Here is a 21083-nt window from a genome sequence, read left to right as displayed (position 1 = left end):
GTTGCGAAGGTAAGATAAGTATTGTTCATAAATTAAGAGAGATTTGTGCGTTTTCTAACTAATTTTCTCAGATTAACGGTGCTTTCGCCCGACCATTAAAGTACACAAATGGACCATTCACACCTTTCTGCCTAGCCCCTTTTTTGGTTTCCTTATATTAGAGGAAAGATTTGGTATGCAATATATTCAGTCCTTTACAATTGCCATCGGGATTTCTTTATTGGCCTTGGCCTGCGGAGGTGGTAGCTCCGAAGGTGTTCCCAATTCCGAAATTTCCATGGTAGAGGAATTTAAGGCTCCGTCGAATTCACCTGTTCAAGAAACCGATCAGGTAGTACAGTCCGAACGCATGCTCATCCGCAATGGTCGACTGGAATTCGAAACCGAGAATCTCGAGGCCACCAGCCAGCAAATCCAATCAGCGGTAAAGAAGTACCAAGGGTATATGGGTTCTGAGCAGAGCTACAATACAGAAAGAAGACAATCCACAACCGTCAACGTACGTATCCCTTCTCGTTCTTTTGACGGCTTTATTGAAGACATTTCTGGCGGTGTTGAACAATTTGATGTCAAAGACATCAGCGCACGAGATGTCACTGAAGAGTTCCTGGATGTGGAAGCCCGTATGAAGAACAAAAAAGAACTGGAAGCCCGGTACCAGGAAATCCTCAAAAAAGCCCAGAATGTTAAGGAAATTCTGGAGATTGAACGCGAAATCAACAGTTTGAGAAGCGATATCGAATCTATGGAAGGCCGACTGAATTACCTCAAGAATCAGGTGAGCCTCTCTTCCATTCAGATTACGTATTACAAAGAAACCCCCAAGGTCACTGCCTTCGGCAAAGAATTCAGCAATGGATTCCGTTCAGGGTGGAGAAATCTGGTCTGGTTTTTGGTTGGCTTAGTCAACATCTGGCCCTTCCTTCTCCTGAGTGGATTTGCGATCCTTATAATAAGAAAACAAATAACACGAATTAAATCGAAAAACTCATGAAACACTACCGATTACATGGAATTCTTTTAATGCTTGCACTGCTTCTGCAGTCCTCATGCAAGTCTTTAGACCGAACACCTCAAGAACAGGAGGACAATACCCCCCCCGTAGAGGTAATCGAACCTACTGAAGATGATTCTTCAGAGGAACTCACACCCATTGATCCTGTGGAGCCTGCTCCCGAGGAATTACTCCCTCCAATAGAAGTCTTCTTCATAGATCAAGAAAACCTACCTGATGATGCGGGTATTGCCGGAACCTCTTATACCGCTTTAGTTTATGTTCTGGACAACACCAATAAACGCCGATATGGCCCATTCAACGGCAGTACTTATCCTAACTCTCAAGAGAATCCGTCAGGATCTGATCGGCCAAATCGAGTTTCAGAAGGCCCTCATTATTTCAATAATTTAAGTGGACATAAAGGGCAGACAAAACAAGGGTTAAATCTGGTAAATACGGATGCAGTGCGAATCGTTCCAGGCTACAGCTGGAGCTTACAAAACACAGAAGTGCAGTACGCCAACGTTCATACTGGATTTTCTGATAAGGGAAACTATAACAGTCGAGGTTCTCAAGGATGCCCAACGATACACCCCGACCAAGTTGACGACTTTATGGCTCTTTTTGATTTTAGTATACCCAATTGGGAAGATCCACCAAAATATACCACCGGGAATTCAGAAGGTATCGTTTATATCTTTCGTGAAAATGAAGAGACCCGAAATCAATTAATTAACGAAATAGAAACACTGTATGAATAATTTAGCCACAATCCTGTTCGCTCTTGTTTTTTGTTTTAGCCTCAACCTGAATGCTCAGCAAAAAGACAATGACCAAAAAGATTCAATTCAACGCCCTTTACTCAATAATTTGAGGAATAAAAACGCGGTGAAATATCAAGAATCAAGAAAGAAACTTCAAAGTCAGCCAAAAATCAAATACTCTTACCGTTTTGAGAAATGTACTCCTTGTGATACCCGTTACATCGCTCAACTGCTGCAAAAAGAATCTTTAACAAAAAAAGAAATCAAAAACGCAATTTGCACCAATCAAATCCAGTGCAAAACAAATGCCGAATTTCGACAGATGTATAACGAATTAATTCACCGAACTATAGCAGTAGAACCGGACCGATTCTTCGAAATCTATGAGGAAAACACCAGAAATACCCAGCTAAACCTATTGGATGAAGAAATTTTAAATCCTATCAATGATTCTGACTCCGCGGAATCAATACTAAAAACAATAAAGTCTAGAATGGCGCTAAAAACCAGAGCGAGTAATTCTAAAACTTTAAACCTTCAAAATCTTCAAGGTAAACTTGAAACAAAAATAAAGGTGAGAAACGCCGAAATTCTTAAAAGGAAAAGTTTGATCCAAAAACAGGGAGGATAAATACTCACCCCTGCAGCATAGCATAGAATTCTTGTTCAGAAAGCAGAGGAATACCCAATTTCTCTGCTTTTGCTTTTTTACTCGGGCCCATCTGATCCCCGGCTAAGACATAGCTTGTCTTGGAACTAATACTGGAGGCGATACTGCCTCCATGGGCTTCTACCATTCCTTTGATTTCGTTCCGACTGTGGTCTGTAAACACGCCCGACACTACGAATTTTAGACCTCCCAGAGTGTTCCCTTTTGACTCACCTTCTGCCAACTCTTGCAATTCCCACTGCAATCCCTGCGCTTGCAAGCGCTCGATACGCGCAAGATTCTCTGCATTACTCAAAAAGTCAACCACACTTTGGGCGATTCGCGTTCCAATTTCGTCAACGGATTCCAATTCTTCTTGACTAGCCAGCTGTAAGGCCTGTATGGATTTAAAATGGCGAGCAAGTTTTTTGGCAACAGTTTCGCCCACAAACCGTATTCCCAAAGCAAAAAGTACTTTCTCAAAGGGTTGATTTTTGGACGCCTCTACCCCATTGACCAGGTTTTCTGCTGATTTCTGAGCCATTCGCTCCAGAGGCAATAAATCTTTCACACCCAATTGATATAGATCGGTGTAATCGTTAATCAAGCCGGCTTGGAAAAGTTGGTCGACTGTTTCGGACCCGATCCCCTCTATGTCCATTGCTTTTCGAGAAATAAAATGCTGAATCTTTCCGGTAATTTGAGGTGGGCAGGAGACTTCGTTCGGGCAGTAATGCTGTGCTTCACCCTCTTCTCTAACCAAAGGTGTTCCACATTCCGGGCAGTGCTCTGCGTAATTAGTAGGCGTAGATTCTGGTTTTCGCTTGGCTAAATCCACGCCAATGATTTTGGGGATGATTTCTCCTCCCTTTTCCACATAAACCCAGTCGCCTACACGGATATCCAGTTTGGCGATTTGATCTGCGTTGTGTAAAGAAGCGCGTTTCACCGTGGTTCCCGCCAACAGAACAGGCTGCAGATGAGCCACAGGGGTAATAGCCCCTGTGCGCCCCACTTGGTAGTGAATACCTTCTAGGCGAGTCAAGGCTTGTTCGGTCTGGAATTTATAGGCGACTGCCCATCGAGGAGCTTTGGAGGTATACCCCAACTCTTGTTGAATTCGTAAATCGTTTACCTTAATCACAACCCCATCAGTTTCGTAAGGCAGATCTTCTCTCTTCTGATCCCACTCTTCTATAAAGGCATAGACTTCTTCCAAGTTCTTACAAACGACCCCAGCCTCCGGAACTTTAAACCCCCATTCACGCGCTTGCTGGAGAAGACCAAAGTGGGTTCCTTCTTCTTGTCCAGGAACCAAAAGATGGTAGAGCAAACAATCAAGAGGGCGTTGCGCCACCTGGCTGCTGTCTTGCAGTTTAAGACTGCCGGAGGCTGTGTTGCGGGGATTCATATAGGGATCTTCCCCTGCCGCAATTCTGGCTTTATTTAACTCCGCAAAGCCGTCGCGGGTCATGATAACTTCTCCACGGATCTCAAAAAGCTCTGGGCTTTCCCCTTGCAATTTTAAAGGCAGTGATGCAATGGTCTTCATATTGGCCGTAACCTCATCTCCCTGTTCTCCATCTCCCCGGGTGACCGCTCTGAGCAATGCCCCATTTTGGTAAGTCAGGTTTATCGATGCGCCATCATACTTGAGCTCACAAGTGTATTCCAAGGTTGGAAGGCCGCTAAGGCGCAAAAGGCGATCTTCCCATTGCTGAAGTTCTTCTTTGGTATAGGTATTGTCCAAAGAATACATTCTATTCAGATGCTTTATCGTCTGGAAATCTTTGGTGATTTGACCACCTACCCGTTGGGTGGGAGAATTGGGATCGTAAAATTCTGGGTGTTCTTTTTCCAGATCCTGCAGCGTCTTTAAACGTAAATCAAACTCCCGATCCGAAATAATCGGCGCGTCTTTGGTATAGTACAGGTAATTGTGCTGATGCAATTCTTCCCTCAGCAATTGGATGCGCTGTTCAATCTCATTCATGACCCAAAATTAAGGGATTTGGGCTCGGATAAAACGAGCCTTGCCTCGAAAATCAGCTCTGGATTCGATTCCCGTGAACCCCATTTCTTTCAATAGGTATAGAAGGGGGGCCTCCTTCAAAGCGTTAATTTCAAAATACAATCCTCCACCAGGATACAGATGCTGTTTTGCAAAAAGGGCAATGGCTCGGTAAAAAACCAAGGGATCTTCGTCCGATACAAACAAGGCCGCATAAGGCTCGTATTCCTTTACCCTGGTCGCCATGGATTCTGCTTCGGATTCCAGGACATAAGGCGGATTAGAAACAATGAGGTGGTATTTGGTCTGGTGTTTCCAATGTTCCCCCAAGACATCTTCTTGCAGAAAGTCGACATGCACCTCGAGTTTATCTGCATTGACCCGAGCCATTTGGAGTGCCTCCGGTGAATAGTCTATCGCTTTCACCACACTCTCCGGGAATTTTTTAGCCAATTGAGTGGCTATACACCCACTGCCTGTACCTACATCAAGGATGTGCAAAGGCGGGTGCTGCATTGACTCGGCGGCCCCTAGTTCATTTAGGAATAAGGCGGCCCACTCCACCAACTCCTCCGTCTCTGGACGTGGGATTAAAGTCGCTCTATTTAGGTCGTATACATCACCGAGAAAAGAAGCATAACCCAATACATACTGAATAGGCTCGCCTTCCTTAAGTTGATTCAGGGCATTAAAAAAGAGGGTTTCTGTCGGTTTATCGACGGTGTAACCTGGATCCATCACCAAAGCGAATCGCGCCAGGCCACAGTAATCCTCCATCAACCAGGCAAAGGCCGTCTTGATCTCTTCTAAAGGCATGACGTCCGATAATTCCTTTAAGAAAATCTGCTCTATATCTTTTAGAAGCACTAATCCAATGTTTTCAATAAATAAACCGGGCAGGAATAATGACCCGTATTTCCCAAAGGAGCATCGATGTATTCAAACCCATGACGTACATACAATTTCTGTGCGGCCTTCATGTAGGGCATGGTCTCAATATACACTTGTTTATACCCTAAATCCTTGGCAGCTTCTAGGCATTTATTCATCATCAGATCCCCCCAGCCTTTACCGCGAGCGGCAGGAGAAAAGTACATCTTTTGCAATTCGCACACTTCGGCTTTGGCATTGGGAAGCGAACCAATACCCGCTCCTCCAACCAGCTCTCCCTGGGATTCTACCACAAAATAGTCTCCTTTCTCTTCTCTATAGGCTTCGGTTAAATCGTCCAAGGCTTTGTCTTCATAAGCTGTTCCTACCTTAGGGACATTCAACTCTTCCAGAACAGAACGGATTAAAGTCGCCATTTTTTGGTTGTCTTTGGCTTGAATAGAGCGTAAAACGGGGGCAGAATTATCAGGCATTATTGCTGTATTTTTGGGCTTGTGAAGATACAGGAAAAATTCATGAAGCGCTGTATACAGCTCGGGCGAATGGGCTTTCCGGCCGCCTCTCCAAACCCCGCAGTTGGCTGTATTATCGAATGCGATGGGCAGGTGATCGGAGAAGGATACACCCAGGCTTTTGGGGGGCCTCATGCCGAAGTAATGGCCTTGTCTTCCGTAAAAAACCAAGACGTGCTTTCTAAAGCCACGATTTATGTGAGTTTGGAACCCTGCAGCCATTATGGTAAGACTCCCCCTTGTGTAAATAGGATACTTGAATCCGGTATTCCACGAGTTGTGGTGGGGATATTGGACCCCAATCCTCAGGTGGCTGGCCAAGGGATTCACCGCTTGCTGGAGGCGGGTCGCCAGGTTCACGTAGGCGTTTTGGAAGAAGAAATTCGCAGTGAGCTGCGGTTCTTTTTGACCGCACAGGAGCAAAAAAGACCCTACACGGTATTAAAATGGGCGCAGAGTGCCGATGGTTTTATCGCTCCTTTGGCCAGTACCCGTACCGAGAAAACTCCAGTTTGGCTAACCAACCGAGCGGCACGACAACGGGTTCACCAATACCGGACAGAAATTCAATCCATTCTTATTGGGTGGAAAACAGCAGAAGAAGACCAAGCCCAATTAACCGCCAGAGATTGGGCGGGCCCTTCACCGAGACGAATCCTGATTGATCCTCAGGGAAAAACCAGCCCTCACTCTCCTATTTTTGATCAAAGTGCCCCCACCACCCTTTTTGTCAACCAAGGCATGACCTACGCTGCTCTAGCTCCTATCGAAGTTGAGCAGATTCGAGGCTCTGTTAATGAGCTTCCGAAGCAAGTCGCTGGCTATTTACACCGTAAACAGTGCAACAGTCTCTTGGTGGAAGGAGGGGCTTTCACCTTGAGTACCTACCTCCATTCCGGCCAATGGGACGAAATTCGCCTTTTCCGTTCTCCTGTTGAATTAGGGGATGGTGTTGCTGCTCCCCAATTTAAAGCCGATTTTATCCGACAGGAAGCCATCGGAAATAACCAATTGGAATTCTACAAAAACACCCAAAACAGCTTTCTTATATGATTACCAAACCCGAAAAAATTCGGAACATCATCTTTGATTTCGGAGATATTTTTATCGATTTAGACAAGCCGGCCACTCTGAAGGAACTGCAACGTTTTGGGTATGATCAACCCACCGAAGAAATGAGTCAACTGGCTATGGCTTACGAAAAAGGTACCGTAAGTACCGCTTTTTTCGCCCAAGAACTCCAGCGAATGATTCCCAAGGCTCAACCGAGCCAAATACAAGACGCATGGAATGCGATCCTGAAGGATATTCCAGCTTACCGATTGGAATTTCTCAGAAAACTAAAAACCAACGAACAGTTCGAGCTCTTTCTGCTGAGCAACACCAACGAATGGCACATCGATTTTGTAAAAGAAGCTATGGGAAAGCTTGCTTACGCAGAGTTTAAAGGCTTTTTTAAGGGTTTTTACCTTTCCTACGAAATGGGCATGCGCAAACCCGATGCAGAGATTTATGAACAAGTACTTACCGAGCAAGCCTTGCGTTCTGAAGAAACCCTATTTATAGACGACACAAAAGAAAACACGGATTCCGCCGGACTTTTGGGTATTCAAACCTGGCACTTACAGGTAGGACAACAAGATATTATTGACCTACCTAAACAATTAGACCATGCTTGATCTTCTTTTTAGTGTCCTCAGCTCCGCTTGCATTTTTATCGCCTTTAAGCTTTTTCCCAAATACAAAGTATATACCCTTTATGGAATTATTGTGAATTACGCTACGGCGGCGAGTTTGGGATTGCTGTTTTACTTTCAGGAAGAACAAACGGCTTGGCCGGAGTCCATGCCCTGGATTTGGGGCTGTCTGGTCCTTGGGGTCCTCTTTATTGTCATCTTTAATTTAATGGCGCGAACGGCCCAAGAAATCGGGGTAGGTATCGCCTCCGTAGCGACCAAAATGTCCTTGGTGATTCCTGTACTCTTCGGATTAATCTTCTTAAAAGAAACGGTTTCAACGATTCAAATTGGAGGAATTGTTTTGGCTTTGGCTGCCGTTTATATGATCACTGCACCAGGAAGTACCAAACAGTCAGTATCTTCTAAAACACTTTGGCTCCCTCTCTTGATTTTCTTGGGTTCAGGCGTCATTGATACCAGTATCAACTTTATCAGAGAAGGTTATTTGACCGATACCTTGTTCCCGCTTTTCTCTTGTCTGGTCTTTGCGGTTGCTGCTGTCTCCGGGATCGTCTTTTCTGGATTGCAAAGGGGCCATCTGCCCCGCCCAAAGCTCCGGGATTTAGCCGGGGGTATAGCCTTGGGTATTCCCAATTACTTCTCGATTTACTTTTTACTTCGGGCGTTGAATATGGATGATTGGGGCAGTGCAACGATCTTTACCCTAAACAATGTGGCCATTGTCGTTCTTACAACACTCATAGGTATATTCCTTTTTAAAGAACGCTTACGTCTTATGCAAAGTCTGGGAATTCTTCTGGCCTTAACCAGTATTGTGCTCTTGGCGTTATAGTAATGATAGAAGAAGTAGCCTTTTACACCATTGAAAATCAGATCGGTCCTGTAGAGCTAAAGGAGCGTAAGAGCAAATTCCTGGGATTTGCTTTTCCTGTTCAAGATGAAGACGATATTCAACAGGCGTTGAGTAGTTTGCGAGAGCAGCACCCTCAAGCCAATCACCATTGTTACGCCTGGAGATTGGGAAGAGATGACAATCACTTTAGGGCAAACGATGACGGAGAACCCCGTAATTCTGCCGGTATGCCCATTTACCGTCAACTCCAAGGCCAAGACATCACCCAAGCCTTAGTGGTGGTTGTGCGGTACTTTGGAGGCACCAAGCTCGGTGTTGGAGGCCTTATACAAGCCTACGGGGATTGCGCTGCAGAAACCCTGCAAAGCGCTCATAAAATACCCTATGTTATCCAGGAGAAATGGACTTTGTACTTTTCGTACGATCAACAGAGTCGTGCCGATCGGTTGGTACATTCTGTTGGAGGAGAGATCCTGCAACGGGATTTCGGCACCGAATGCCACTACCTCGTCCGATTCGCTCAGTCTCAATCTGGTCGTTGGCAAAATGAAACGGCTAAATACCCCCCTCTTCGATCCAAGCAGGTGGATTAAGATTGCTGCGCTTTTAATTTTTCCATTAAAAAATCCGGACACCGAACAGGACTAAAAGTTGATTTATCCATGAAGGCTAAAGTGGTTTTTGCTTCCACCAAAAGTTCTTCTTTTTTGTTCAGGATTTCGTACCCAAAGGAGATGCGAACCAGTGGCATTTGGAGCAGGTAGGTTCGCACTGATAAGCACTCGTCGTAATAAGCGGATTTTTTGAAGTCCATCTCGGCCTTTATGACCGGAAGCAACCACCCTTGCTCTTCTAAATCCCGGTAAGAAACACCCAAGCTCCGGAGCCACTCAATGCGGCCCATCTCCATGTATTTCAGATAGTTAGCGTGGTATATAATCCCCATCTGGTCTGTTTCGCCATAACGCGTACGGAGACTTATTTCGTGGGAATACAGGGTATTACGTGACATTTAGCTTATTGTTAAAGGAAAGTTTTGAGCGGGTCAATAACTTCTGAAAAAAAAACAAATTATTCAATGAGGTAGCCGCTTTTTTTTTCAAATTATTGTTTACATATTTGCCTCATCTCATTCGGAGATACCCCCAAATAAGTTTTGAACCTTAGGACTTACTCACTAACCACCTAATTAAAGAGATTACGTGTATGACTGCTTCTGCTACTTCGGTATGGAATAATTGTTTGGCTTTTATAGAGGACAATATCCAGCCGCAGGCGTTCAAAACGTGGTTCGAACCAATCAAACCGGTTCGGCTTACGGAGAGCGCATTAAGCATTCAAGTACCCAGCAAATTTTTCTATGAGTGGTTAGAGGAACACTACGTCAAGTTGCTCAAAGTGGCTCTGAGAAAAGAATTGGGAGAAAATGCAAAATTGGTGTACATTATTAAGATGGAAAACCGCTATGGAAACAAACATCCGTACACCGAAAAAATTCCGAGTGCAAACCGCTCGGCGGTACCTTCACAGGAGCTTGACGTCCCCGTGGCTTCCAAAAATCCAGAACTCAAGAATCCTTTTGTGATCCCGGGTATCCGAAATATCAAAATTGAATCGCAGCTCAATCCGACCTATACGTTTGACAGCTTTTTGGAAGGAGACAGCAATCGACTTGCGCGTTCGGCAGGAATGGCGGTCGCCAACAAACCAGGAGGAACTTCTTTTAACCCCTTGCTCATATTTGGTGCAGTAGGATTAGGTAAAACACACCTGGCACACGCGATTGGTGTTGAAATAAAAGACAAACACCCGGAACGAACTGTTCTTTACATTTCGGCAGAAAAATTTACGCAACAGTACATTGATTCTGTCAAAAAGAATACCCGAAATGACTTTATTCATTTCTACCAGCTCATCGATGTGCTGATTATTGATGACGTTCAATTCTTGTCCGGTAAGGCTGGTACTCAGGATGTATTTTTCCACATATTCAATCACCTTCATCAGAACGGAAAGCAAGTGATCCTGACCTCTGATAAGGCACCGGTTGATATGCAGGACATCGAGCAACGCCTCCTCTCACGCTTTAAGTGGGGACTTTCCGCTGAGCTGCAAAGTCCAGATTACGAAACACGGATTTCGATCCTCAAAAATAAGATGTACCGAGATGGTACAGAGATGCCGGAAGAAATTATCGACTACATCGCCAAGAATATCAAGTCCAATATTCGAGAATTAGAAGGCGCACTCATCTCACTGATGGCTCAGTCTTCTTTCAACAAGAAGGACATCACCCTGGAATTGGCCAGGGAGGTGGTTGATAAATTCGTCAAGAATACCAAACGCGAAGTATCCATCGACTACATTCAGAAAATGGTAGCCGAGTACTTTGAGATGGATGTGGCCACGCTGCAGTCGAAAACCCGTAAAAGACACATTGTACAGGCTCGTCAATTGGCCATGTTCTTTGCGAAAAAATACACCAAGGCTTCTCTGGCGAGTATAGGTTCGCAAATAGGAAAAAGAGACCACGCTACCGTTTTACACGCTTGTAAAACCGTTGATAACCTGGCGGAAACCGACAAACAGTTCCGCAAATACATCGAAGACTTAAATAAAAAGTTCGTCTAAGTCATTTCTATGCAGAAAGTACTTTTGGTTTGTCTGGGAAACATTTGCCGTTCGCCCTTAGCACATGGTGTTTTAGAACATCTAGTTGACTCCAACAAAGTCGTAGTGGATTCTGCAGGAACAGGAGCCTACCACGTCGGAAAAGCACCTGACAGAAGATCCATAGCCATTGCGAAAGCAAACGGATTGGATATCAGCCAGCAAAGAGCCCGTCAATTCAAAGCCCAGGATTTTCAGTTATTCGATCATATCTTTGCCATGGATAAAGAGAACTTGGCGGATGTTCGAAGGCTCGCACCTGATGCAGAAACCGCTAAAAAAGCCAAGCTTTTTTTATCCGTTTTAAAGAATTCAGTTGAGGAAGTCCCAGATCCCTATTACGGCGGCGAAGAGGGCTTTCAGTATGTTTACGATTTGGTTCTTGCAGCCAGCCAAGTGATCGTAAAGAAACTTGAAACCGCATGAAACAAGGTAAACTCTATTTGATACCCATCACCCTGGGTGACAGCGCCCCTTTAGAGGTCCTTCCGATTTCAAATAAAAGAGCGATTGAAGAGATTGATCACTATATCGCCGAGAATGAAAAAACGGCTCGGGCCTTTATCAAAAGACTGAGTTCTGGTAAAGCTCAAGGGGATTTGCACTTTGAGCAGCTGAACAAGTTTACGGAACCCACCATCTTACCGGAATTCTTAAATCCCTGCTTAGAAGGCCATGACATTGGTCTGATGTCCGAAGCAGGCTGTCCAGGGGTAGCAGATCCCGGTGCAGATATTGTTCGCATTGCTCACCAAAAAGGCATTCAAGTGGTTCCTTTGGTCGGGCCCTCCTCCATTCTACTAGCTTTGATGGCCTCAGGATTGAATGGCCAACGTTTTGCTTTTAATGGGTACTTGCCTATTGAGAGTGCAGACCGAAAGAAAGCTATCAAACAACTCGAGAAAAAATCGAGAGAAGAAGACCAGGCACAGATCTTTATGGAGACTCCTTATCGGAACGACAAGATGGTCGGAGACTTGATCAAGTTCCTACACCCAGAAACCATGCTTTGCATCGCAACAGATATTACCCTAGAAAGTGAGCAAATCAAAACCCGGTCCATAGCGGAGTGGGAATCCAATTTGTGGGACCTCAACAAACGCCCTACTATCTACGTGATTCAGGCTTAGCCTACTGCCCTACGATAGCAGACTTATTCCAACGAGGATTGTGAATAGCTGGCAAATCCTCCAAATCGTATCCAGAAAACTCCTGAATATAATCCGAAATACAGCTTCCATAGGCGTCATAGGTGTCTTGCTCGCCTAATGAGCTCAGGTACTTCTTGACATTTCCAGCCCCCGCGAGGTGAGCTGCAGCCAGAATACCAGACTCTGTAATTCGATGTCCTTCTACCCATTTTTGATCGTAAGCCGCGATGTAACGCCGTAAGATCCATTTGTTTCGAGAAAGATTCATCACAAAGATCTCTTCTTGCATCTTTGGATTTTTCATGAAACGCTCGGCATCGTAGACGCCCAAAGAGCCCAGGGTAGAATTACCAAACTGGTATTTGCCCATATAACCCAAGGTGTTGATGGTAAAGTAATCTCCGCGAGACTCCTTAAAACCAAGCGCTTCTTTAAAACCAACAAGGTCTTTTTCTAAAGCGGGCACAACAACAATTTTTGGGATGGTTTCTCGCCAGTCCGTGTAGTCTTCAGGACAGGCGGGGTATTTTAATGCAACAGGATCAACGACCTCTAAAGACGAGGGAAGTTGTACTAAATTTTCTTGGGCAGGTCGGTTCGCCAACCCGTGAAGGGTCGCAATAACCATTAGTCCGATGTGAAAATACATCCATATCCATTTTCTCATAGAAAGGTTTTCAATCTCCTTGGGGCTAGAGATTATATTTCCGTGACCAAATATAGAAGGCCCTCTTTTTTCGGGTGTAAGATTTGGGCAAAAATTAACCGAATTGTGCCTGATCTTCGTCCAAGAGGAAAGAAAAACGGTTCAATGACACTTTTCTCGACGAATGGTTTAACGATTAAGGGACATTTTTTACCGACGAATAACTACCGTCGGATCCCTTGGGCGTTAATCCACTTGTAATATTGCTGTGCATTTCGGCTGTGCTGAGCCAATGTTTTGGCAAACATATGAAAGCCTGGACGCTCCATATCCGCGACAAAGTAGTAGTAGTCGTGCTCCTCCGGCTCTAGTACAGCATTTAGGGCACTCAAATCAGGCATCGCAATGGGTCCCGGGGGTAGGCCTTTGTATTTATAGGTATTGTAAGGGTTATCTACCGCCAAGTCTCTGTTCAGTACTCTTTTGATTATGGTATCGTAATTACCACTGTACTGCTTTACCGCATAGATCACGGTTGGATCGGCTTGTAATTTGATCCCTTTCTTTAAGCGATTCAAATACACCCCAGCGACGCGAGGTCTTTCACTAGCTTTGGCTGTTTCTTTTTGGACAATCGAAGCCAGAGTATACGCTTGAACCGGAGTTAGGCCCTGCTTCTTGGCCAATTCGATGCGCTCTTCAGTCCAATAAGTCTTGTGTTCCTTGATCATTCGCTTGCAGAATTCCTCGGCGGATGTATTCCAAAAGAACTCGTAGCTGTTCGGTAAGAAGGCGGAAAGAGCGGTGTCTTCATCTAATCCCAGATCATCTACCCACTCACCTGATGTAAATTCCTCGAGTAAGGATAGACTATCGGCCTCGATTTGCGCACTGATTCTCCCGGCTAAACTTCCGAGGGTCTCTTGGTTGTTAAAGGTCACCCGGACCGCAGTATTTTGTGAGCGCAGGGTGTTGACGATTTCGTTGTTGTTCATTCCAGCGAGCAAGACATACTTGCCCGGTTTAATTCTGCTTACATAACCTTTGCGCTGTGCAACGGCCAAGAAGTAATTCCAGTTCTTAATATTGGGCGAGAGCTGCTGCTCCAGATCTGCCAGGTTTGCACCGGTTGGCAGGTAAATCGCCCTGCGCTCGTTCTCAAAATTCGTGTTGACTGCAAAAACTGCTTGGTAAATCTGGTATGAAATAAATCCACAAATGACCAATCCCAAGAGGGCCACGGCCCAAACAACGCGTTTTAAATTCATGACTTCTTTAGTTTTTGGAACAAGAGTTCGTTTTTAAAAGAGCCCTGGTAAAATACCCAATCTTTTTTGAGCCCAACGGCATTAAAACCTAAATTTTCAAACAAGGCGATGCTCTTTTGATTTTCTTCCAGAATATTGGCGAAGAGCTGGTGCAGGTCCAACTGAACAAAAGCGTATTCCATCAAAAGGTTCAGTGCTTCTTTTGCGTAGCCCTTTCCTCTGTCTTCTGGATCTGCAATAACTATCCCTACCCCAGCCCTTTTATGAAAGGGATCAAAATCAAAAAGATCAACAAAGCCCAACAGCTTGTCCTGCAAGGCAATGACAAAACGCTGCTGCCGTACCTCGTATATATCTTTAGTCGAATGTTCTAGATATCGCTCTAGGGTATATCGGGCAAAGGGAGCGACGGTATGGCTGATCTCCCAAAACTCCGGGTTGTTCTCGACTTCCTCCAAAAAGGTTAAATCCTGTGGCTCGAGTGGTCGTAAACGAATATGTTCTCCCTGAAAAAGACTCATGGTTTTTCGAGATCAATGGTTCCCTTAAATACAAACTTAGCCGGGCCACTTAACCAGACATTCTTGAATCCCCCTTCATGGGGTTCGAACTCTACTTGCAGTTTTCCGCCTTGGGCTTGCAACCCAATTTTATTTTTTGCAGTCAAGCCCTGCTGATAAGCGGCCAGCGCTGCCGCCGTCACACCAGTACCACAGGCGAGGGTTTCTCCCTCCACCCCTCTTTCGTAGGTGCGAATACCCAATTCTCCTTGGGCATCAAACTCAATAAAATTTACATTACTGCCCGCGGTTCCGTAACTGTTGCGAATCTCTCGCCCTCTGTCCTCGACCGGGTAGGTAGCGAGATTCTTAACAAACTCGACATGATGTGGAGATCCTGTGTCCATCCACATCCCCTTATTCGTAGTTTTAACCTCCTTTACATCAGGCATTTGCAAACGCACCCAATAATTCCCGGGCGATTGCTCCTCGACTTCGGCCTGATGTGGACCATCGATGGCTGTGAACTGCATGCTTTGGGGTAATTCCTGCACCTGAAAAGCAAAAGCAGCAATACAGCGCCCTCCATTCCCGCATAGGGTGCTTTCTCTCCCATCGGAATTGTAGTAAACCATCTGAAAATCTTCTCCCTCCTCTTGGCCTTTTTCCCATAGAATCAGACCATCAGCTCCGATTCCAAAGCGGCGATCACACAAACGCTCAATCAAAGCTGTCTTGTCTTTAACTGCTTTATTGAACTCGGGACGAACGATCACAAAGTCATTTCCGGCCCCCTGGTATTTGAAAAAGTCTATTGTTGCCATGCTTGGACTGCAAAGATACTGGGAATCTTTAAGGAATTTTTGACAGTTAAAGCAGCGTTAAACAAAAGAGAAGGATCCAATGGAAAATTTAATTTTAACAGTATTCATTACTATAAATTAATTTCCCATGAAAAAAGCAGCCGGATTATTCTTGGTCGCCCTTTTGGCGGGAGCCGTCACGCTAGGGGCCTATAAACTCTTTTTTGATCAACCCACTTATCGCTTTATCGGTACAGATGACCAAAGTTCATTTGTCCCAACCCGCGCGGGAGTCGCCAACAATTCCGGGGCCGACTTTACGATCGCTGCCCAAAAAACAGTGCATGCTGTTGTGCACGTAAAAAACGTCACCGCTGGCAACAGTGGTTCTGGAGGGCTTCTTGACTTTTGGTACGGAAACCAAGCACGTCAGCGTCCTCAAGTAGGCACTGGTTCAGGTGTCATTATATCTCCTGATGGATACATTGTCACCAACAACCACGTGATTGACAAATCCGTACAACTACAGGTTACGCTGAACAACAACAAAATCTACGAAGCCGAAATCATCGGAGCCGATCCCAATACCGATATTGCGCTTCTAAAGATTGATGCGGAAGAAGACCTGCCCTATTTGGCCTTTGGAAATTCCGATCAGGCTCAAATCGGCGAATGGGTGCTCGCTGTTGGGAACCCTTTCAACCTAACTTCTACGGTTACCGCAGGTATTATCAGTGCCAAAGCGCGCTCTTTGTCCCGTGTTCGAAACCAGTCGTTCATTCAGACGGATGCAGCTGTTAATCCGGGAAATAGCGGTGGAGCCCTAGTCAACACCAATGGGGATCTTATTGGTATCAATACTGCGATCACCTCTCAAACGGGATCCTATGTGGGTTACTCTTTTGCCGTCCCTTCTAATATTGCCAAGAAAGTCGTTGAAGACCTCATGGAATTTGGAAATGTTCAAAAAGGACTATTGGGTATTAGTGCTCCCCGACTTAATACGACCAGAGCAATTGAGCTAGGCTTGAATGAAATTGAAGGCGTTTACGTCTCTACAGTTGAAGAAGAATCGGGGGCCGACGAGGCCGGACTACAAGAAGGCGATATTATCAAAGGGGTGGACGAAATTCAGGTCCGTAAATTTGAAGAACTGACGGGTTACTTGGCCTCCAAACGACCTGGAGATCAGATTGAAGTTAGTCTCGAACGGGAAGGAAAGGTTCTCAATTTGCCGGTTACGCTTAAAAAGGCCTCTTATGTAGACATCAACTCTTTGGGTCTACGGGTAAAGAACCTAACCCAAAGCGATCGCAAAACCTTTGGGGTCAGCAAAGGCGTGAAAGTCGTCGCTATTGCCAGAAACCAAAGAGAAAGCTTTCTCAATAAAGTCATTGTAGAAGTGAATGATGAGCCTATCCGAAATATTGAGGACGCCAATCGCATTATGTCAGGACTATCACAATACGAGCTTCGATCCATTACCTTCATTAATAAGGATGGAGATCGAGAACGTTTAATCCAGTAGATAATTCACGGGCTTCTAACAGTCCAGAAGAAGAAATAAAACCCCGGCTTAAAGGCTGGGGTTTTCTTTACACGAAATATTTTACGAAAACGTTTGAAACAAGTACTTTTGCCATCGAAAATCTAACCCTTTTTTCATCTTTTATGAGCGATCTTTCTAATTACGAGAAGGAATTGGCCTTTCAGGCCGACAGAAGAAAAGCTTCAACAGAATTCATTAAAATTACCAGCGATCTCTGGTACGACAAATCCATCGAGATCGTATTGTTCAAAAATCAGGTCATCGATCTCAATGTGAGCGACATTATCCACCTGCACGAATATGCGGGAGAATTTGTTCAAAAGCCGATTTCGATTTTTGATTCTGTAGAAATCCTGCGGGCGATTAATGACATTAGCCTCCCTCCTGCTAAACTGGATATCGGAAAGCTCACTTACGAATACCACTCCCAAGACCACACGCATCTCAATGTCAAAGCCTTCGTATTAGAAAAGCTTAAAGGCGCAGAAAAATCCAAAGAGATTCAACCCAAAGATGTCGTCCTGTATGGCTTTGGACGGATTGGTCGAATTCTTGCCCGAGAACTCATGGCCAAAACAGGAAAAGGCAACCAAATGCGTCTCCGTGCCATTGTCTTGCGCGGTGAACTGACTCCTGACAATATGGAGAAGCGTGCAGCCCTTTTGCGCACAGATTCCGTGCACGGTCCTTTTAGCGGCACAGTGGAAGTAGACAAGAAAAAGAAGGCGCTGGTCATCAACGGAACCACCGTCTATCTGATTTCATCCTCTGCACCAGAAACCATTGACTACACCGCATACGGGATTTTCAACGCCCTCATTATTGATAACAGCGGAGCCTTCCGCGATAAAAAAGCCCTTTCGCGTCATTTGGAAGCCAAAGGAGCTGGCAAGGTTCTCCTTACCGCTCCGGGGAAAGAGATCCCCAATATTGTTCACGGGGTAAACCAAATGAACTTCCCGCCGGAAGACCACAAGATCTACTCCGCAGCTTCTTGCACCACCAATGCGATTACCCCAGTACTCAAGGTGATCGAGGATTCTTTGGGTATTCAAAAAGGACATATCGAGACCATTCACGCCTACACCAATGACCAAAACCTGGTCGATAATATGCACAGTAAGTACAGACGTGGACGTGCAGCGGCCTTGAATATGGTGATCACAGAAACGGGTGCGGGAAAAGCTGTTTCAAAAGCCCTGCCTGTTTTAGAAGGCAAATTGACTTCCAATGCCATCCGCGTTCCTGTACCGAATGGTTCTTTGGCCATCTTGAATTTGGAGGTGAAGAAAAAGACCACCAAAGAAACGGTTAATACTTTACTAAAGAAGTATGCCCTGGAGGGCGATTTGGTAGAGCAGATCAAGTACTCCTTGAGCAACGAACTCGTTTCTTCTGACATTGTTGGTGCCTCAGCGCCTTCTATTTATGACAGCAAGGCGACTTTGGTCTCTCAGGATGGGAAACAATTGGTGCTTTATATCTGGTACGACAACGAATACGGGTATTCGCACCAGGTGATTCGACTGGCCAAGTACATCGCAAAAGTGAGGAGATTTACGTACTACTAGACGTTAAAGTAAGCCTACCTATCTTTGGTGATTCTATAGAAACGACTACCTTCGCTCTGCTCTAAATCGATTACCTATGAAATACCCCATGTTTTTGGGTCTACTCTTCTTGGCCCTTAGCGCACCACTCCACGCCCAGGAACAAGTATCTGTGGCTCCTAAGAGCTTAACGGAACAATTGGACTCCTTGATGACCCAAAAGAACAGTTTGTATAAAAACCGCGGGGTTCGCTACCGGACCATTCGCGAGTTGCAACTAATTGGATTTAAGGAGGTTATTCAAGACTCTATGGACAAGGCGACAGCACACCGACGCAGTTTGGACAAGCAATTGAGTGCTCAAATTCAAAAAACCGATTCTGTACAGGCCCTGTATAACGCGATAACGCAAACCAATGTAACCCTGGAGAAAGAAAAAAACTCCATGGCCTTTTTGGGTATTCCAAGCACGAAATCATCTTACCGGGTGATCAGCTGGACCTTGATTCTAAGTCTTCTCGGAGGCCTGTTGTTTTTTATTTTTAAATTTAGAAACAGCAATTTCCTCACTCAACAAGCCAAGTCCGCCTTGGAAGAAATGGAACAAGAATTTGAACAACACCGCAGATGGGCGTTGGACAGAGAACAAAAGCTGAGCAGAGAATTGCTGGACGAACGCAACAACAAGAAGAAGAAATAACCTAGCTTGTCCAGTTTATGATCGGAATCCGCAGGGCGACTCCAGATTTTTTGAAAGAGCTTACCGAGCTCCTTCATGAATACCGGCTGTTTTACGGCCAGGATTCCAATAAAAAAAACTGCAAGCGCTTTCTCAAAGAGCGGTTACAAAAGAAGGATTCCGTCATCTTTATAGGAACCTATGAAGGGAAGCCCGTGGGTTTTACCCAGCTCTACTCCAGTTATTCTACGGTTAGCCTAAAACCCCTGCTAATTCTGAATGATCTTTTTGTGCATCCCGATTACCGGAATAAAGGAGTGGCAAAAGCACTGCTGGAAGAAGCTAAGACACACTGTATCTTTGAAAAGAATAAAGGTTTGTCTTTAGAAACAGCCCTCGACAATCCGGCTCAGAAATTGTACGAATCCCTGGGTTGGATCAAAGACGAAGCGATGCTTCACTATTTTTGGACTAATCCGGAAAAGAACTAGAGCGATTTCAGCACTGCACTATGCGTATCGATATCATCACCTTACTTCCTGAACTGATTCAGAGTCCGTTCGAAGCCTCCATTCTTCAACGGGCTATCCAAAATGAATTGGTGGAAATTCACTTTCACAATCCCAGGGACTATGCAACCGGTAATTACCGGCAGGTAGATGACTACGCTTTTGGCGGTGGAGCCGGTATGGTGATGATGATAGAGCCTTTGGACCGATGCATTGAAGAACTCAAAAGTCAACGAGAGTATCAGGCGGTGGCCTATCTTACCCCGGACGGAAAACCCTGGGAACAAAGTGATGCCAACAGCTATAGTCTTTTTGAAAACATCATCCTTCTCTGTGGACATTATAAAGGGGTCGATCAACGGTTAAGGGATCATGTGATTACCCACGAAATTTCGATTGGAGATTATGTTCTTTCTGGAGGAGAGTTGGCCGCGGCGTCGTATCTGATAGTATTATTCGTTTGATTCCGGGGGTGATGAATGACGAAACCTCTGCCCTGACGGACAGTTTTCAGGATGGATTACTCGCTCCACCTGTGTATACCCGCCCTGCTGAATACAAGGATTGGAAGGTTCCCGAAATACTCCTCAGTGGGAATACACCCAAGATTGATGCCTGGCGAGAAGAACAAGCCTTAAAAAGGACGCAAGAACGACGACCAGATTTACTCGATAAGGAGTGAAATCATTCAAAAAAAGGTTGCCGTATTAAAATAAAGAATTAATTTTGCAGTCAATTTAAGATTAAGCCGCACTTCGGTGCTTCGAAAAATAGACGACCATGGATTCTTTGATCAATTTCGTAGAAGAACAATTTGTAGAGAAAAAAGACTTTCCTGAATTCTCAGCGGGAGACACCATTACAGTATACTACGAAATTAAGGAAGGTGAAAAAACCAGAACCCAGTTCTTCAAAGGGGTGGTTATTCAACGTCGTGGTAGCGGAGCGACCGAAACCTTTACAATCCGTAAGATGTCAGGAACGGTAGGTGTAGAACGTATCTTCCCTATCAATATGCCGGCACTTCAAAAGATTGAGATCAACAAGAAAGGTAAAGTACGTCGCGCTCGTATCTTCTACTTCCGAGGACTTACGGGTAAGAAAGCCCGTATCAAAGAGGTTCGCAAGTAACCCACACTCTGCATTTTCATTTTTGCTGTTCACAATTGTTTATAACACTTGTGGATAAGCTGTTTATTTCTAGTTAATTTCTTTTCCTTTTGCGAAGAGTATTTTTCTCTAAATTGCTGTAAGATTTAGTGGTCAACCTAGTAGGGTGATCAACACTTCAGAAGATTTTGGTCTGTGAGCGGAGTACCCATGTAGTATCTCCTGACAAGAATCAAAAGTTCTTCGTAACCGATAGTCCAAACTTTAACTT

General features: G+C 44.9%; 23 protein-coding genes and 1 pseudogene. 16 read left to right on the top strand and 8 right to left on the bottom strand.

Features of this window, described 5'->3' with window-relative positions:
• Positions 1-175: 175 nt before the first annotated feature.
• From BST99_RS03145 to BST99_RS03135, 3 genes are read left to right on the top strand one after another with little or no spacing between them, the layout of a single operon-like run.
• The gene (locus BST99_RS03145; RefSeq protein ID WP_105000503.1) at positions 176-994 is read left to right on the top strand and encodes a DUF4349 domain-containing protein; all 819 of its coding nucleotides are present in this window, start codon (positions 176-178) and stop codon (positions 992-994) included.
• The gene (locus BST99_RS03140) at positions 991-1758 is read left to right on the top strand and encodes a hypothetical protein (RefSeq protein WP_146106185.1); all 768 of its coding nucleotides are present in this window, start codon (positions 991-993) and stop codon (positions 1756-1758) included. Before BST99_RS03145 ends, BST99_RS03140 begins: the two co-directional genes overlap by 4 nt.
• Positions 1751-2392: a hypothetical protein gene (locus BST99_RS03135; protein WP_105000501.1), complete on the top strand. Its 642-nt coding sequence runs from the start codon at positions 1751-1753 to the stop codon at positions 2390-2392. The genes BST99_RS03140 and BST99_RS03135 overlap by 8 nt, the downstream gene beginning before the upstream one ends.
• Before the next feature lie 4 nt (positions 2393-2396).
• On the opposite strand, the gene ligA is transcribed toward BST99_RS03135, so the two are convergent.
• Genes ligA through BST99_RS03120 form a run of 3 tightly spaced genes read right to left on the bottom strand, consistent with a single transcriptional unit; the run spans position 2397 to position 5785 of the window.
• Positions 2397-4394 (bottom strand): NAD-dependent DNA ligase LigA, encoded by a 1998-nt coding sequence (gene ligA / locus BST99_RS03130; protein ID WP_105002418.1) that lies wholly within the window; start codon positions 4392-4394, stop codon positions 2397-2399.
• An 18-nt stretch (positions 4395-4412) separates the two neighbouring features.
• Positions 4413-5288, bottom strand: a complete 876-nt coding sequence (prmC, locus tag BST99_RS03125) for a peptide chain release factor N(5)-glutamine methyltransferase (protein ID WP_105000500.1) — start codon at positions 5286-5288, stop codon at positions 4413-4415.
• Positions 5288-5785: a GNAT family N-acetyltransferase gene (locus BST99_RS03120; RefSeq protein WP_105000499.1), complete on the bottom strand. Its 498-nt coding sequence runs from the start codon at positions 5783-5785 to the stop codon at positions 5288-5290. Before BST99_RS03120 ends, prmC begins: the two co-directional genes overlap by 1 nt.
• Before the next feature lie 21 nt (positions 5786-5806).
• On the opposite strand from BST99_RS03120, the gene ribD reads away from it, so the two are divergent.
• The 4 genes from ribD to BST99_RS03100 are packed head-to-tail and all read left to right on the top strand — an operon-like array spanning position 5807 to position 8970.
• Entirely contained in the window at positions 5807-6877 is a 1071-nt protein-coding gene (gene ribD / locus BST99_RS03115) for a bifunctional diaminohydroxyphosphoribosylaminopyrimidine deaminase/5-amino-6-(5-phosphoribosylamino)uracil reductase RibD (protein WP_146106184.1), read from the top strand.
• Positions 6874-7503, top strand: a complete 630-nt coding sequence (locus tag BST99_RS03110; RefSeq protein ID WP_105000497.1) for an HAD family hydrolase — start codon at positions 6874-6876, stop codon at positions 7501-7503. The genes ribD and BST99_RS03110 overlap by 4 nt, the downstream gene beginning before the upstream one ends.
• Positions 7496-8356: a DMT family transporter gene (locus tag BST99_RS03105; RefSeq protein WP_105000496.1), complete on the top strand. Its 861-nt coding sequence runs from the start codon at positions 7496-7498 to the stop codon at positions 8354-8356. Before BST99_RS03110 ends, BST99_RS03105 begins: the two co-directional genes overlap by 8 nt.
• A gap of 2 nt (positions 8357-8358) precedes the next feature.
• Positions 8359-8970: an IMPACT family protein gene (locus BST99_RS03100; RefSeq protein ID WP_105000495.1), complete on the top strand. Its 612-nt coding sequence runs from the start codon at positions 8359-8361 to the stop codon at positions 8968-8970.
• Here BST99_RS03100 and BST99_RS03095 read toward each other — a convergent pair.
• The gene (locus tag BST99_RS03095; RefSeq protein WP_105000494.1) at positions 8967-9389 is read right to left on the bottom strand and encodes an acyl-CoA thioesterase; all 423 of its coding nucleotides are present in this window, start codon (positions 9387-9389) and stop codon (positions 8967-8969) included. The genes BST99_RS03100 and BST99_RS03095 overlap by 4 nt on opposite strands.
• Before the next feature lie 194 nt (positions 9390-9583).
• Between BST99_RS03095 and dnaA the strand changes: the two genes are divergently transcribed.
• From dnaA to BST99_RS03080, 3 genes are read left to right on the top strand one after another with little or no spacing between them, the layout of a single operon-like run.
• On the top strand, positions 9584-11008 hold the full coding sequence (gene dnaA, locus BST99_RS03090) for a chromosomal replication initiator protein DnaA (protein WP_105000493.1): 1425 nt from the start codon (positions 9584-9586) through the stop codon (positions 11006-11008).
• Between the two features lie 9 nt (positions 11009-11017).
• Positions 11018-11473 carry a low molecular weight protein-tyrosine-phosphatase gene (locus BST99_RS03085; RefSeq protein ID WP_105000492.1) on the top strand — a complete coding sequence of 152 codons (456 nt, stop codon included), beginning with the start codon at positions 11018-11020 and terminating at the stop codon, positions 11471-11473.
• Positions 11470-12177: an SAM-dependent methyltransferase gene (locus tag BST99_RS03080; RefSeq protein WP_105000491.1), complete on the top strand. Its 708-nt coding sequence runs from the start codon at positions 11470-11472 to the stop codon at positions 12175-12177. Before BST99_RS03085 ends, BST99_RS03080 begins: the two co-directional genes overlap by 4 nt.
• 1 nt (position 12178) lies before the next feature.
• Here the strand turns inward: BST99_RS03080 and BST99_RS03075 are convergent, their stop codons facing one another.
• The 4 genes from BST99_RS03075 to dapF form a co-directional block, all read right to left on the bottom strand.
• On the bottom strand, positions 12179-12865 hold the full coding sequence (locus tag BST99_RS03075; protein WP_181044136.1) for a hypothetical protein: 687 nt from the start codon (positions 12863-12865) through the stop codon (positions 12179-12181).
• Positions 12866-13068: 203 nt separating this feature from the next.
• Positions 13069-14112 (bottom strand): endolytic transglycosylase MltG, encoded by a 1044-nt coding sequence (gene mltG / locus BST99_RS03070; RefSeq protein WP_105000490.1) that lies wholly within the window; start codon positions 14110-14112, stop codon positions 13069-13071.
• Complete coding sequence (locus tag BST99_RS03065; protein WP_105000489.1) at positions 14109-14633, bottom strand: GNAT family N-acetyltransferase; 525 nt, start codon at positions 14631-14633, stop codon at positions 14109-14111. The genes mltG and BST99_RS03065 overlap by 4 nt, the downstream gene beginning before the upstream one ends.
• Positions 14630-15436 (bottom strand): diaminopimelate epimerase, encoded by an 807-nt coding sequence (gene dapF, locus BST99_RS03060; RefSeq protein ID WP_105000488.1) that lies wholly within the window; start codon positions 15434-15436, stop codon positions 14630-14632. The genes BST99_RS03065 and dapF overlap by 4 nt, the downstream gene beginning before the upstream one ends.
• 127 nt (positions 15437-15563) lie before the next feature.
• Between dapF and BST99_RS03055 the strand changes: the two genes are divergently transcribed.
• The 6 genes and pseudogenes from BST99_RS03055 (at position 15564) to rplS (ending at position 20833) form a co-directional block, all read left to right on the top strand.
• A complete protein-coding gene (locus BST99_RS03055; protein ID WP_105000487.1) occupies positions 15564-16943 on the top strand; it encodes a trypsin-like peptidase domain-containing protein in 1380 nt (459 codons plus the stop codon).
• Positions 16944-17086: 143 nt separating this feature from the next.
• Positions 17087-18535, top strand: coding sequence for a glyceraldehyde-3-phosphate dehydrogenase (locus BST99_RS03050; RefSeq protein WP_105000486.1), 1449 nt, complete (start codon positions 17087-17089; stop codon positions 18533-18535).
• A 76-nt stretch (positions 18536-18611) separates the two neighbouring features.
• Positions 18612-19214 carry a tRNA (guanine-N1)-methyltransferase gene (locus BST99_RS03045; protein WP_146106183.1) on the top strand — a complete coding sequence of 201 codons (603 nt, stop codon included), beginning with the start codon at positions 18612-18614 and terminating at the stop codon, positions 19212-19214.
• Between the two features lie 17 nt (positions 19215-19231).
• The gene (locus BST99_RS03040) at positions 19232-19684 is read left to right on the top strand and encodes a GNAT family N-acetyltransferase (protein WP_105000484.1); all 453 of its coding nucleotides are present in this window, start codon (positions 19232-19234) and stop codon (positions 19682-19684) included.
• Between the two features lie 20 nt (positions 19685-19704).
• A pseudogene (gene trmD / locus BST99_RS03035) lies at positions 19705-20384 on the top strand (tRNA (guanosine(37)-N1)-methyltransferase TrmD).
• A 98-nt stretch (positions 20385-20482) separates the two neighbouring features.
• A complete protein-coding gene (gene rplS / locus BST99_RS03030) occupies positions 20483-20833 on the top strand; it encodes a 50S ribosomal protein L19 (RefSeq protein ID WP_105000483.1) in 351 nt (116 codons plus the stop codon).
• Positions 20834-21083: the final 250 nt, after the last annotated feature.

It is taken from the genome of Aureicoccus marinus, assembly GCF_002954325.1.
Lineage (GTDB): Bacteria > Bacteroidota > Bacteroidia > Flavobacteriales > Flavobacteriaceae > Aureicoccus > Aureicoccus marinus.
The sequence above is the reverse complement of the archived record's forward strand: the minus strand, read 5'-3'. Positions and strand labels throughout refer to the sequence as shown.